Raw genomic sequence first — 14,648 nt, forward strand, 5'->3', positions numbered from 1 at the left:
CTCCTACTTGATCGGCTCTTTTACCAGACTAATTTCATCACTAAATTTACCTTCTGTTTCGAAAACTATGACTTCATTATTTTTTGCACGTAAAATCCCATGTGGTAAGTACAAAGAATGAATCGGTCCTTTTTGCCAAAAACGTCCTAAATTGAAACCATTAACAACTACAACCCCTTTCCCAAAGTGTCTTAAATCAATATTTGTATCCAGAATTTTATCTAAATCAAATAAAAAACGGTAAAATGCAGGAACACCTGCTTCCCATTTGCGAGAAAAGTCAAGTCGGTCTACGCGGGAAAAATCTAGTGCATACTGTTCCCAATTTATGATGTAGTGTAAGTCACTCATAACACCAGAGCGGATTCCTTTTCGCTGTGTATCGGCTAATAATTTATGACCATAATTAACACGTCCCATATTTTCCATTAAGATAGCGATTTCATTTTCTGACTGTTCTTGAGTAACAAAGATATCATTACCGATTTCTTCTTGATATTGAGTCATTTGTAATTTCCTATTTAAGAAAAATTGTGCACGATCACGTCCATCGATGATCCGATATTTTTCATTGATCGCATCCCGCTCTGTTTTAGTTCTGTATAGTAAATAACCATAATACTGACCAACTTTTTCCATTGTTTGCGGATATTTTGAAACTGTCCGCTCACTGATCTCATCTAAAACTTCAAATAAACTAACCTTGTCTTGTAATTTTATTTTGCTTAATTCCATACTCTCTTTGGTCCATGGTTTTTCTTGTTGAATTTTCGGAAATCGTTCATGTATCATTTTTTGGATTTTAAAATAACCTGATGTTGGATTACCTTGTTCATTCAAAGGGGCACCATAATCATAAGACGTAATTTGGGGAAGATCATGGTTTTTACGTGCTGAACAACCATTCATAAAGCCGAAATTTGTTCCACCATGAAACATATACATATTAACGCTTCCATGTTCAATTACTTCTTTTAAAGCCGCGACCATTTCATCTTGGTCTCGAACATGGATCGGTTCTCCCCAACGGTCAAACCAGCCATCCCAAAATTCCATATTCATTAATGGTTGAGTTATTTTCTTCTCGTTTTGAAAACTTAAAATATTTGAAAAATTATCATTAGCTTTTGAACCGAAATTACCTGTTTCTAAAATTCCTTCCTCCATCAAGTTACCAGCCGCAAGCGTTGCATGCCACGCACCATCGGATGTAAACAAAGGCACATCTACACCATTTTTAAGCATTAAGTTACGAATACTACGTAAGTAATTTGCATCTTCGCCATATGAACCATACTCATTTTCAACTTGCATCATTATAATCGGGCCATCATGCGTGATTTGTAGTGGTGCTAAAATTTCAAATAATTTTTGATAGTAGTTTGCAACGAACTTTAAAAAATTAGGATCGTCAGAACGAATATCACAATTCTTTTCTAAAAGCCAGGCTGGCAGGCCGCCAAATTCCCATTCAGCACAAATATATGGTGAAGGACGAACAATGACATACAAACCTTCGTTTTGAGCTAATTCAATAAATTTATTCAAGTCAGCCCCTTCTGAAAAATCAAACTGACCTTCTCGTTCTTCATGAACATTCCAAGGTACGTAAGTTTCTACCGTATTAAATCCTAATGCTTTTAAATTGTGCAATGATTGTCGCCAGTCACTGGGATGAATTCGAAAGTAATGAATTGCGCCAGATAGAATTTTAAATTTACTATCATTAAAATAAAAATCATGTTTCCCAACCACAAATTTTTTCATATTATTCATCCTTTCTTCTTTTATTTTCTCACTTAGTATATTAACATAATAAGTATATAATTGTAAACGTTACCATGAATCGAATTAGATAAATATAATTGATCTGTGTAAATTACTATTTCCCTTAATTTATCGAATAGGTTAAACTTACTATAATCACGCATAAAGAAAAGAGTTGCACAATTTGAAAACACCGAAATATCTAACAATCAAAGATGATCTAAAAAATCAAATACTTAATGGAACATACACAAGTGGTGACAAATTTTATAGCGAAGCTGAACTTGTCAAAATATACGACGCTAGCTCGATCACTGTGATACGTGCAATCAAAGAATTAGTTAAAGAGGGTTTTTTAGTCCGCTATCAAGGTAAAGGGACTTACGTTTCCCGTAAACGTGTTAATAAACTTGTCCGTTTCACTGATAAAGAAATTTTTTCGTCTGATGAAGATCATGTAAAAGTTATTTCACTGGCTAAAGAAAATAATCCACAAATTTTAAAAGAATTAAACTTATCCACAAGTGAATATTATTATAAAATTGTCCGTATCAGGACAGCCGATGGTGTGCCTTACATCTATCACCATTCATATATCCCTGCACGATTCATTAAACACCCTGAAGATCCAGATTATTACAGTTCTATTTATTCACGTTTTCGTAGCGATTTTGATATTAATCTTAACGAAATGCCTTCAAAAGAAATCAACAAAATTTGTTTTCCGACGGATACTAAAGTCGCAAATATCCTTCAATTACAGGATAAACAACCTACTGTTTTTCAAGAAAAGAAAACTTGGTTATCATTAAAAAAGACTGTTGCGGAATATATCGTGACCTATAAACGCTGGGATTACTACCAAATCGAAATTGTAAATGATTAAAAAAAGACTCCAAGAAGATTTAACTTCTTGGAGTCTTTTGGTGGATCAATAAAATCCATAATATAGAGCGGATAAATTAACCTATGTTTAAACATCTAATAACATATTCGCTCGTTTTAATTTTAGTCTTCTGTTACGAATGGTAACAAGCCCATGATACGGGCACGTTTTACGGCAATCGTCAACTTACGTTGGTTCTTTGCACTTGTACCTGTAACACGACGTGGCAAGATCTTACCACGTTCAGAAACAAATCTTCTCAACAAATCTGTATCTTTATAGTCAATATATTCGATATGATTGGCTGCGATAAAATCAACTTTACGACGGCGACGTCCGCCTCTACGTTGTTGTGCCATGTTGGTTTCCCTCCTCTAGTTACTAGAATGGTAAATCATCATCAGAAATATCAATCTGCTGGCCGTTATCTGCGAACGGATCACGAGTGTCATCAAAATTAGAATTATTATTATTCTGATTCTGGAATCCACCCTGATTATTGTTGTTAGGATTGCCATACGGATTATTATTCTGCTGTGATGAATACTGTGAAGAAGGAGCAGAATTACCCTGAGAATTTGGATGTTGTTGACGATATTGCTCTGATTGAGCCTTAGACTCAAGTAATGCAAAGTTATCAACTACAACTTCTGTCACAAACACACGATTTCCCTGCTGGTTTTCGTATGAACGAGTTTGAATGCGTCCATCGATACCGATCATAGAACCCTTATGCGTAAAATTAGCAAAGTTTTCAGCTGCTTTTCTCCAAATAACACAATTGATAAAATCGGCCTCTCGTTCGCCTGAACGATTTGTAAATGGACGATCGACAGCAACCGTGAAAGATGCAACAGCGGCTCCGGAAGATGTGTAGCGCAAATCAGGATCACGGGTCAGTCGTCCGACTAATACGGCTCTATTGATCAAAATTCGTTCCCCCTTCTGATTTCAAAAAAATTAAGCTTCACGTTTAACGATCATATGACGTAAAATTCCGTCATTGAATTTAGCAAGACGATCAAATTCATTAATAGCGTCGGCATTGTCTGTCTTGGCGTTTACAACGTGGTAGATACCTTCTGTAAACCCACCAATTTCGTAAGCAAAACGACGCTTAGACCAGTCTTTTGAATCTACAACTTCAGCACCATTGTTCTTCAAAACGTTATCGAAACGTTCTACCAAATCATTCTTGGCAACTTCATCGATAGCTGGGCTGATAATGTAGGTAATTTCATAATTTGTCATGACTGTTTACACCTCCTTATGGACTTTTGGCCCCCTATCCTAACATAGAGGACAAGGAGAGCAATCTAAAATGCTTAGATACTCACGAATTAGAATTATATCACGTTTATATTGCATTTGCAATAACTGCTCAAAACAAACAAAGTTAAAAACTAACAACAACTTCTTAAGTCAAAACTTTAGTATTAGCATGTTTTAACCTGAATATTTATTACATTGTTCATTGATCCACGCTACATAATATATATACGCAAAAAAATGCAATTCGTGTTTGCTAATTTAACTTTTAGTCCAAATCGTCCTTATTTTCATTATCTTCATCATTTGAAGCTTCTACTTCACTTTGTTCATCACCGTTAATTTGAACCGTGTTTTCACTTTCTGATCCTGGTTTTTCTTCGTCTTCAACTTCTTCAGGAGCAACTTTAGCCATCGTTGAAACAAACGAACCTTCTTCTAAATTTATCAAATGAACACCTAATGTTGAACGACCAGTAGTTGATACATTAGCAACATCAAATCTGATCAAGACACCCTTATTAGTGATGACCATGATGTCTTCATCACCGAAAACAGTTGTTAAACCAACTAGAGGACCGTTTTTAGCTGTTACATTCACAGTCTTAACACCTTTACCCCCACGGCCACGAATTGCATATTCGCTGGCTGGAGTTTGTTTGCCATAACCCTGTTCAGAAATAACGAAGACATTGCTGTTTGGTCCCAAAATGTCAGCGCCAATTACATAATCATTTTCATCTAAACGAATGCCACGCACTCCAGCAGCAGAACGTCCCATTGAACGGACATTTTGCTCAGAAAATGAAACGGCATACCCACCGTGAGTACCAATGATCATATTTTGATCACCGTCAGTTTGAGCAACACCGATCAATTCGTCACCTTCACGTAAAGTTATAGCTTTCAATCCATTCTTACGAATATTTAAGAATTCTGAAACAGCCGTCCGTTTTACTACACCATTTTTAGTGGTAAAGAATAGGAACTTATCATCTGTTTCAGCATTTTCTTTATCCTTCTTAGGAACAGTGATCACTGTGGCTATTTTTTCTTCAGGGGCAATATTTAACATATTGATCACTGGTATTCCTTTAGCAGAACGACCGTATTCAGGTATCTGATACCCTTTAGAACTATAAACTTTACCAGTATTAGTAAAGAACAAAAGCTCATCATGAGTTGAAGTAGAGATCAACTGTTCAATAAAGTCTCCTTCATGAACTCCCATTCCTTGTACTCCACGACCACCACGATTTTGAGACTTAAATTCACTAGTTGGCATACGTTTAATGTAACCATTATGCGTCAATGTCACAATAACTGATTCTTCTTCGATCAAATCTTCGTCTTCGATACTTGTCACATCGCCCACAAGTAATTCAGTCCGGCGTTCATCACCAAATTTTTCTTGGATCTGTAACAATTCCTCGTAAATAATTTGGTTGATCCGCTCTTTATGAGCCAAAATATCTTCGTAGTCTGCAATTGCATCCATGGTTTTCTTGTAATCATTTTCGACTTTATCACGTTCCAAGCCAGTTAATCTGACCAAACGCATGTCCAAAATAGCTTGAGCTTGTTTATCACTCAATTGATATTCATTCATTAAACGGTCTTTAGCAATATCACCACTTTGTGAACTCCGAATAATATCAATGATTGCTTGAATATGATCTAAAGCGATCCTTAAGCCTTCAAGAATATGAGCACGTGCCTTAGCTTTTTTTAAGTCAAACTCCGTCCGGCGACGAATAACTTCTTCTTGATGTTTCAAATAATGCTGCAACATCTGCTTCAAGCTAAGTAATTTTGGAGTGCCATCAACAATAGCTAACATGTTAAACCCAAATGAAGATTGCATCAACGTTAATTTATATAAGTTATTTAACACAACTGAAGCACTAACATCGCGCCTAATATCGATCGTGATCCGCATACCTTCACGGTCAGATTCATCTTTGATATCAGTGATACCCTCAATTTTATGTTCGCGTGTTAATTCAGCGATCCGTTCGATCAAGCGAGCTTTGTTGACCATATATGGCAGTTCGTTAACAATGATTTGTTCACGACCATTTTTTAATTCATTGATATCGACCTTTGCTCTTAATACAATATGCCCATGTCCAGTTTCATAAGCCTTACGGATCCCAGATTTCCCCATTACGATCCCACCAGTTGGAAAATCAGGTCCAGGGATAGCTTCCATCAAATCAGCAACAGTTGCATCCGGATCATCCATCAGAATATGCAAAGCAGAAATGACTTCTGCCAAATTATGTGGCGGGATATTTGTAGTCATACCAACTGCGATCCCGGTTGCTCCATTAACTAGCAAGTTAGGGAAACGTGCTGGTAAAACTTTTGGCTCTCTTTCTGTTCCATCATAGTTGGGTTCAAAGTCAATCGTATCTTTATTGATATCACGTAACATTTCTAGTGTGATTTTCGACATTCTTGCTTCAGTGTAACGCATAGCAGCCGCACCATCACCATCAACAGAACCAAAATTTCCGTGTCCATCAACTAACATATAACGATAACTAAAGTCCTGTGCCATCCGTACCATTGATTCATAAATAGCTGAATCACCGTGTGGGTGGAATTTACCCATAACTTCACCGACAATTCTAGCTGATTTTTTATATGGCTTTTCTGGAGTTACACCCAGTTCGTTCATTCCGTATAATATCCGGCGGTGAACTGGCTTTAACCCGTCCCGTACATCTGGCAAAGCACGTGCAACAATAACACTCATCGCATAATCAAGGAAAGATGTTCGCATCACCTTAGATAAATCGACATTTTTAACTCGGTCTGGTATATCTACCAACTTTCAAACCTCCTATTTTATCCCCAGTTATAAATTATTTCCCGGGAAATATTACGCATCTAGATTTTCAACATATGTGGCATTTTCTTCAATAAACTGACGTCTTGGACCAACATGGTCTCCCATTAGCATTTCAAAAACCTGGTCAGCTTCTTTTGCATCTGTTGAAGAAACACGCATCATCCTACGATTTTCTGGATTCATAGTAGTTTCCCATAGTTGCTCAGCGTCCATTTCACCTAAACCTTTATACCGTTGGATAGCTGGTTTTGGTGAAGGTGGTAATTGTGATAAGACTTCTTGCAACTCTTCATCAGAATCAATATATCTAATCATTTTACCTTGACGCACTTGATACAATGGCGGCTGTGCAATATAAACATAACCAGCATCGATCATTGGCTTCATAAAGCGATAAAACAGAGTCAACAGCAAGGTCCTAATATGCGCACCATCAACATCCGCATCAGTCATGATGATTAATTTATGATAGTTAGCTTTGCTAACATCAAACTCTTCACCGAAACCAGTCCCTAGAGCAGTAAATAGCGAACGGATCTCTTCGTTAGCTAAAATGCGGTCCAAACTTGCTTTTTCAACATTTAAGATCTTACCACGAATCGGCAAAATTGCTTGAGTCAAGCGTGACCGTCCCTGCTTAGCAGAACCTCCAGCAGAATCACCCTCGACAATAAATAATTCTGAGATCTCAGGATCTTTACTTGTATTGTCAGCTAGTTTACCTGGCAGATTAGAAATTTCCAAACCATTCTTTTTACGTGTTACTTCACGTGCGCGTTTAGCAGCCACTCGCGCCTTAGCAGCAAGACTACCTTTTTCAACGATTTGTTTAGCGGTAGTTGGGTTTTCAAACATAAATTGCGAGAAAGTTTCACTAAAAAGCTTATCTGTAACAGTTCTAGCATCTGAATTTCCCAATTTAGTCTTCGTCTGACCTTCAAACTGTGGATCTGGATGTTTAACGGAAACAACCGCTGTAAGTCCTTCACGAACATCTTCACCTGAAAGATTATCATCACTATCTTTTAAAATGCCTTGCTTGCGAGCGTAATCATTGATTACTCGTGTTAAAGCAGTTTTAAAACCTGCTTCGTGAGTACCACCTTCATAAGTGTGGATATTATTAGTAAAAGTTAACAAGTTAGAATGAAAATCATCCGTATATTGAAGTGAAACTTCAACTGTAATACCCTTCATTTCACCTTCAACGTAAACTGGTTCAGGAAAAATAACTTCCTTACCCTTATTTAAAAACTCAACATAGTGTTTGATACCACCAGCATAATGAAATTCTTCAAATGTTGGTGTTTCTGGACGTTGATCAGCGATCGTTAACTTTAACCCTTTATTCAAGAAGGCCAGTTCACGGATACGAGTGGTTAAAACTTTAATGTCGTAATCATGAGTTTCATTGAAAATATCTGTATCTGGCTTAAAGTGAACCGTCGTACCATGTGTGTGTTCACTTGTTTGCCCAGTTACATGTAATTGTGTCTTAACTTTACCAAAAGCAAAGTCCATCGAATATACATTTGTATCTCCTGAACGCACCACTTGCACTTCTAATTCAGAAGAAAGCGCGTTAACTACTGAAGCACCGACACCATGTAATCCACCAGAAACCTTATATCCGCCACCACCGAATTTACCACCGGCATGTAAGATCGTGTAAACCGTTTCTACAGCTGGACGACCTGTTTTCTTTTGGATATCAATAGGGATACCACGACCATTATCACTGATGGTTATACTATTATCTTTTTCAACAGTCACGTTGATTTCATCACAAAAGCCAGCTAATGCCTCATCAATACCATTATCAATAATTTCCCAAACCAAATGATGTAAACCTTGTGTACTAGTTGAGCCAATATACATTCCAGGACGTTTACGAACAGCTTCTAGTCCTTCCAAAACTTGAATCTGACTAGCATCGTATTCATTAGCTATTTTCTCTTTGGCTTCTACTTCTCTTTCTTCATCAGTCAATTGATATCCTCCTTAACCAAATAAAATCATGCTTTCGACCAAAAACCACAGCCATATCCAAAATACAGGCTGATATATATTAATTTATCTTGTTGCCTTTAGCATGATTTAATTTAAATCTAATTATGTTATTTATATCCATGCGGATAAAAAGTGATCGTTTTTAAAAGCAATTCACCTTTGGCTGTTGTTTCAGCTACATTACCATTCTTAATCGTAAAAATTTTTGGTTCTTTGATCAAATTTCGCGCAACATCATTCATTGCTGGAGCGGTCAAAAATGTTTGAACTTTATTTTGAATCGTCTTCAATAAGTGCGTTTGTCGTTGACCATCTAATTCAGACAAAACATCATCCAGCAATAATAATGGGTATTCGCCCGTTTGTTCCTTCATCACATCGATTTCCGCTAGTTTGACTGATAAGGCAGTTGTCCTTTGTTGACCTTGTGAACCATAAGTCTGAACATTCTTATCATTGATCAAGAACTTAATATCATCTCGATGTGGACCAATTAAAGTTGTCCCTTGAAAAATTTCTTTCTCATATTGTTCTTGTAACTGCTGATACATTAACTGTTGTAATTCCTGCTCAGAATAACCAGCAATGTTTTTTAATTTCGAATCATACTCAAAGGATAATTTTTCTTGTCTTTGAGTTATCGATAAATGTAATTCTTGCGCGTACTTTTCCAAATCGTCTAAAAATTTTTGCCGTTGAGCAATAATACTACCGCCAAAAGACGCCAACTGTTCAGAAAGTACATCTAAATAAACTCGATCATTAGTTTTACGTGCGCTTAACAATTTTAAATAGCGATTACGTTGCTTTAAAACACCACGATAAGAAGTTAAATCATGTAGATAACGTGGTGCGATCTGGCCAAATTCCATATCGATAAAACGACGACGTCCATTTGGACTGCCCTTAACTAAAGATAAATCTTCTGGTGCAAACAAAATTACATTTAACTGTCCAATATATTGTGAAAGTTTTGCTTGTTCTAAATGATTGACCCGAGCTTTTTTTCCTCTTTTACCTAACTCAAGTTCCAAAGGTAAATCATCAGCACGACGATGTACAAACCCCATTATATCAGCATCATTATTTCCAAAACGGATCAGTTCATGATCATTAGCTGTCCGATGACTACGCGCAGTTGCTAAAACATAGATCGATTCCAACAAATTAGTCTTACCTTGTGCATTTTGCCCCAATAAAACATTGATCCCTGGAGAAAACTCCAACGATGTATCTTCATAATTACGAAAATTTTTAAGGTGTAACTTTTTTAAAAACATAGTTATTTTCCAGCTTTAAGCTTGATCATTCTGTCATTAACTTTAATCACATCGTCAGGATAAATTTTTTTCCCGCGCCTTGACTCAAGTGCCCCGTTTACATAAACATCGTTTTCTGCCAAGAACCATTTTGCTTGTCCGCCAGTTTGAATTAAATCAGCAATTTTTAGCAGTTGCCCGAGGGTTATGTAAGGTGTTTTTAAAGATATGTCTTGTTTCAAAAAACGACCCTCACTTTCTTTAGAATACTTGTTAATTATACCCTTTTTTTCAACGTAAAACAATTTTATTCGGCTTATATGAGCATTCTAAGCAATTTTAACTATCGTTGGATACATCTACTACTTAAACCGCTAAAAGCCCTTAGAAACTTTTTTTAGGCAAAAAAAGAGCCCTTTCGTTTAAAGAGCCTCTTTTTACCTAACTGTTAAGTTTTAGAATGTTCTGACTGGAGTAATCAATTGAACAAAATTAGCACCATCTTCTGTTGGAACTAAAGTAAATGGTCGTAACGGCAACGTTAATGACATTGTAATATCTGTTTGTCCAAATGAAGATAAAGCATCTTTCATATAATCTGGATTAAATGAAATTTCTAGATCATTACCTTCTAACTTCTTAAAGGATAAATCTTCTTCGACATTTCCTATTTCAGGCGAGTTACCATAGATCACTGCTTTTTGTGCGCCAGTTTTTAGTGATAATTTAACTACGTTATTACGTCCTTCATGTGATAACAATGATGCACGTTCGATCGAGTGTAATAGATCAACAGCATTAAATTCTACTGTTGTTTCAGAATTTTGTGGGATCAAACGGTCTGTATCTGGGTAGTTTCCTTCTAATAAGCGCGAATAAAAAGATGTATTTGCAAATGTAAATAAAATTTGGTTCTCAGCGATCCTAATTTCTACATTTTCAGTTGAATCACCTAACATCTTTGCAAGTTCACTCAATGATTTACCAGGAACAATAATATCGTAATCTTGTGTTCCCGCATCAGTTAAAGTAATTTTCCGTTGACTTAAGCGGTGTGAATCTGTCGCAACAGCTAGTAATTCTCCGTTACTATAAGCTAAATGGATCCCGGTTAAAATTGGACGACTTTCTTGGTTAGACACTGCGATAACTGTTTGCGTAATGATTTGTTTCAAAATATCAGCAGCAATCGTTAATTTACTATCTGCTTCAATTTCAGGTAAATGAGGATAAGTTTCTGAATCTAAACCGTTAATAGTGAATTCCGCTTGACCAGAAGTAATTGTTGCTTGAAAACGTTCATCAATGGTGATCGTCATCATATCTTCTGGTAATTTTTTTACAATTTCGTTAAAGAACCGTGCTGGTAATACAATACTACCAGGTTCATCGATCTGTAAGGCTGCTTTTTCATCTTCTTGAGAGATCACAGTTTCAATTGAGATGTCTGCATCACTGCCAGTTAAAGTTAATTTACTAGCTGATAATGTTATTTTGATACCTGTTAAAACATCAATTGCGGTTTTAGATGAGATCGCTCTTTGTGCATCATTTAAAGCAGTGATAAATGAGTTTCTGCGGATACTAAATTTCATAAAGTGATGTCCTCCTGTTTTTTATATTATTAATTAATAATAAAAATAGTCGTAGTAGTAGATCCTGTTAATTATGTTGATAAACATTGAAAAACAAGCAAAAACGCAAAAATGGTTGTTAATAACATGTGGATAAACATTCTTTGTTGTCCACATGTATCCACATGTGCATAATAACAAATAAAATAGTCATCATTGTTAAATACGCATTTTTTAGTTAAATTTGTTAAATAAGTTTGCTAAACTTGTAACTCTGCTTTTAGTTCATCAACTTCTCTTTCAAGTCCAGGATCATTTGCGATACTTTCAGTTATTTTTTCGTATGCGTGGATCACAGTTGTGTGGTCTTTGCCACCGAATTCTTGACCGATCCTTGGAAGGGAAGAATCAGTTAATTCTCGAGATAAGTACATTGCGACTTGTCGCGGGATAACAATAGCTTTTACTCTTTTTCTTCCTTTAAGCTCGGCAACAGTGACATGGTAATATTTAGCGACCTTATTTTGAATTGTTGGAATAGTGAGTTTATTATTATGATCTTTGCCATTTAAACTTTTAAGTGCCTCAGCCGCTAGACTAGTGGTGATCGTAGTGTGGTTCATTGACGAATATGCTTGAACGCGCATTAAAGCACCTTCCAGTTCACGAATGTTTGAATCGAATTGTCCTGCAATATAACTCAATGTTTCATTTGGGATATCTAAATGTTCTGCTTTTGCTTTATTACGTAAAATTGCGATTCGAGTTTCAAAGTCTGGTGGCGTGATATCAACTGATAAGCCCCATTTGAAACGTGAAACTAAACGTTGCTGTAACTTAGGGATCTCGTTAGGCAAGCGATCAGATGACAGTACGATTTGCTTTTTATCATCGTACAAAGCATTAAATGTATGGAAAAATTCTTCCTGGGTACCAACTTTATCTGCGAAAAATTGAATGTCGTCTACTAAAAGAAGATCGACGTTTCTGTATTCCTGTCTAAATTCTTCTTGGCGTTTTGTTTGGATAGAATTAATGAAATCATTAGCAAATGATTCACTAGTTACATACTTTACCTTAGCATTTGGCCGATTTTCTAACATTTGATGACCAATGGCATGCATCAAATGAGTTTTTCCAAGGCCGACACCACCATAGAAAAATAGTGGGTTATAAAAAACACCAGGTTCTTCGGCTACCGCTAAAGCTGCTGCATGAGCTAATTGATTACCTTTACCAACCACAAAAGTATCGAATGTATAACGGTCATTTAATTGCGCATTTTTGACAAATACTTTTGACGGAGTCTCACTTGTAGTTTCATCTTTCAAATCTTCTGAAGTTAGACTTTCTGCTGGATCATAAGCTTCCAATGGATTAGGCTCATCGGGAGTTTTTGGTAAAATCGTTAACTTGTAACCTAATGGTTCTTGTAACATCTCAACGATTTGAGGGGTTACACTTTGAGTCCAGTAATCACGATGAAGTTTTGATGGAACTTCGACAACTAAAGTTTTATCAGCAAATTGAATTGGTTTAGCTGTTTCGATCCATGTTTTATAAGTGATTGTGGAGAAAGATTCATTGAACTTTTCGCAAATAAATTGCCATAAAGTCTCAAGATCTGGCACTGGACATTCCTCCTTTATTAAATTTGCACGTCATATATTGTAGCATGTAATAAAGGAGTTTTCCACAATGTGCATAACATAAGGAAAATAAATAACAGGTTGTAAATTCTGTTATCCACAGGATGTTGATAAGTTGTGGAATATCTGCGTCGTTATTTAGTTATCCACATAAAAGAACGGAGGGATATCACTGTGACACTAAGTGATTAATGAGTTATGCACAAAGAAATCCACAGGGGAACCTTTGTTTAATAACATATTGTTAATTGTGGACAAGCCTGACAAAAACTCTGTTGATGAAAAAATGAAAATAAACAAGAAAAAAAGAGAAAGTGGATTGTTTTTAAGAGATTGTGGATAACTTTTTTAGTAAAAAACAAGGAACAATAAAAATTACTAGTGTAATGTGACTACATTTTGGCGGATAAAATTTACAAACAGAAATTTTGTTTATCAAACGATGTTTTTCAAAATTTTATTTGCATTTAAAGTCATGTATGGTAACATAAACAGGTAAGTCTGAACTTGGAATGACCGCCATTTTATGGTAGGTATAGTTATAAAAGTTCAAACCAAGGAGGTGTCAAAACCAATGAAAAGAACTTATCAACCAAAAAAACGCCATCGTCAACGCGTTCATGGTTTCCGTAAACGCATGAGTACAAGTAACGGTCGTAATGTGCTAGCACGTAGACGCCGTAAAGGCAGAAAAGTATTGTCTGCATAGATCACTGAGACCGTCAGTGGTCTTTTTATTTATCATCAAACTTTTAAAAAAATGTAGAAATAGAATGAGAGTGATAACTTTAATTGAAGTTTTGACGTTCATATTTGTATGTCTTTTGAGTATATAGATTATGTTAGTCAGCTCATTTCATTCTATATATTAGTCGAGTTTCGGAGGACAGGAGATATAGTTTAACTAATTTATTACACTATATAACGTCAGAAAGTATATTGTGTTATTTTTTTAGTACAGAAGTTTTATTTGTTTTCCGCTACTCTGTTATTTTTGGAGATGTATTATGCGTAAATCTTACCGCGTCAAGAAAGAAGCGGAATTTCAAAAAGTTTTTACCCAAGGCAAGTCTTGTGCTAATCGTCAATTTGTGATCTATATGTTAGAAAAACCTGGACAAAAGCATTTTCGGGTAGGGATCTCAGTTGGCAAGAAAATTGGTAACGCTGTGGCACGTAATTGGGTCAAGCGTCGGATCCGACAAAGTTTGACCGAGTTAAAACCGCAGCTTAAACAAGATTGTGATTTTCTTGTGATCGCACGTCCAAGTGCAGCAGGAATGTCAACTGCTGAAGTTAAACAGCATTTGATTCATGTTCTTTCTTTAGCGAACATCATTATTTAGTTAAGAATTTCAATTAAGAGAGGTAGAACAC

The 14,648-nt window shown here is 36.0% G+C and carries 13 protein-coding genes; 3 read left to right on the forward strand and 10 right to left on the reverse strand.

The window, feature by feature from the left end:
- Positions 1-3: 3 nt before the first annotated feature.
- Positions 4-1,767: a glycoside hydrolase family 35 protein gene (locus LACPOB_RS0104760; protein WP_017867690.1), complete on the reverse strand. Its 1,764-nt coding sequence runs from the start codon at positions 1,765-1,767 to the stop codon at positions 4-6.
- Between the two features lie 184 nt (positions 1,768-1,951).
- Here LACPOB_RS0104760 and LACPOB_RS0104765 point away from each other — a divergent pair, with 184 nt between their 5' ends.
- Positions 1,952-2,653, forward strand: a complete 702-nt coding sequence (locus LACPOB_RS0104765) for a GntR family transcriptional regulator (RefSeq protein ID WP_017867691.1) — start codon at positions 1,952-1,954, stop codon at positions 2,651-2,653.
- Positions 2,654-2,775: 122 nt separating this feature from the next.
- On the opposite strand, the gene rpsR is transcribed toward LACPOB_RS0104765, so the two are convergent.
- The 9 genes from rpsR to dnaA form a co-directional block, all read right to left on the reverse strand.
- Positions 2,776-3,012 (reverse strand): 30S ribosomal protein S18, encoded by a 237-nt coding sequence (rpsR, locus tag LACPOB_RS0104770; protein ID WP_017867692.1) that lies wholly within the window; start codon positions 3,010-3,012, stop codon positions 2,776-2,778.
- Between the two features lie 22 nt (positions 3,013-3,034).
- Positions 3,035-3,583: a single-stranded DNA-binding protein gene (gene ssb, locus LACPOB_RS0104775; RefSeq protein WP_017867693.1), complete on the reverse strand. Its 549-nt coding sequence runs from the start codon at positions 3,581-3,583 to the stop codon at positions 3,035-3,037.
- 30 nt (positions 3,584-3,613) lie between these two features.
- Positions 3,614-3,904 carry a 30S ribosomal protein S6 gene (gene rpsF, locus LACPOB_RS0104780; RefSeq protein WP_017867694.1) on the reverse strand — a complete coding sequence of 97 codons (291 nt, stop codon included), beginning with the start codon at positions 3,902-3,904 and terminating at the stop codon, positions 3,614-3,616.
- Between the two features lie 286 nt (positions 3,905-4,190).
- Positions 4,191-6,758 (reverse strand): DNA gyrase subunit A, encoded by a 2,568-nt coding sequence (gyrA, locus tag LACPOB_RS0104785; protein ID WP_017867695.1) that lies wholly within the window; start codon positions 6,756-6,758, stop codon positions 4,191-4,193.
- Between the two features lie 51 nt (positions 6,759-6,809).
- On the reverse strand, positions 6,810-8,768 hold the full coding sequence (gene gyrB, locus LACPOB_RS0104790) for a DNA topoisomerase (ATP-hydrolyzing) subunit B (protein WP_017867696.1): 1,959 nt from the start codon (positions 8,766-8,768) through the stop codon (positions 6,810-6,812).
- A gap of 128 nt (positions 8,769-8,896) precedes the next feature.
- Positions 8,897-10,069 (reverse strand): DNA replication/repair protein RecF, encoded by a 1,173-nt coding sequence (gene recF, locus LACPOB_RS0104795; protein ID WP_017867697.1) that lies wholly within the window; start codon positions 10,067-10,069, stop codon positions 8,897-8,899.
- 2 nt (positions 10,070-10,071) lie between these two features.
- Entirely contained in the window at positions 10,072-10,290 is a 219-nt protein-coding gene (gene yaaA, locus LACPOB_RS0104800; RefSeq protein WP_017867698.1) for a S4 domain-containing protein YaaA, read from the reverse strand.
- Between the two features lie 213 nt (positions 10,291-10,503).
- Positions 10,504-11,643, reverse strand: a complete 1,140-nt coding sequence (gene dnaN / locus LACPOB_RS0104805) for a DNA polymerase III subunit beta (RefSeq protein ID WP_017867699.1) — start codon at positions 11,641-11,643, stop codon at positions 10,504-10,506.
- A 239-nt stretch (positions 11,644-11,882) separates the two neighbouring features.
- Complete coding sequence (dnaA, locus tag LACPOB_RS0104810) at positions 11,883-13,253, reverse strand: chromosomal replication initiator protein DnaA (RefSeq protein ID WP_017867700.1); 1,371 nt, start codon at positions 13,251-13,253, stop codon at positions 11,883-11,885.
- A gap of 592 nt (positions 13,254-13,845) precedes the next feature.
- Between dnaA and rpmH the strand changes: the two genes are divergently transcribed.
- Together rpmH and rnpA are read left to right on the forward strand one after the other, a co-directional pair.
- Positions 13,846-13,980: a 50S ribosomal protein L34 gene (gene rpmH / locus LACPOB_RS0104815; RefSeq protein WP_003701411.1), complete on the forward strand. Its 135-nt coding sequence runs from the start codon at positions 13,846-13,848 to the stop codon at positions 13,978-13,980.
- A 298-nt stretch (positions 13,981-14,278) separates the two neighbouring features.
- Positions 14,279-14,617, forward strand: coding sequence for a ribonuclease P protein component (rnpA, locus tag LACPOB_RS0104820; protein ID WP_017867701.1), 339 nt, complete (start codon positions 14,279-14,281; stop codon positions 14,615-14,617).
- Positions 14,618-14,648 lie beyond the last annotated feature (31 nt).

This window comes from Ligilactobacillus pobuzihii E100301 = KCTC 13174 (genome assembly GCF_000349725.1).
GTDB lineage: Bacteria > Bacillota > Bacilli > Lactobacillales > Lactobacillaceae > Ligilactobacillus > Ligilactobacillus pobuzihii.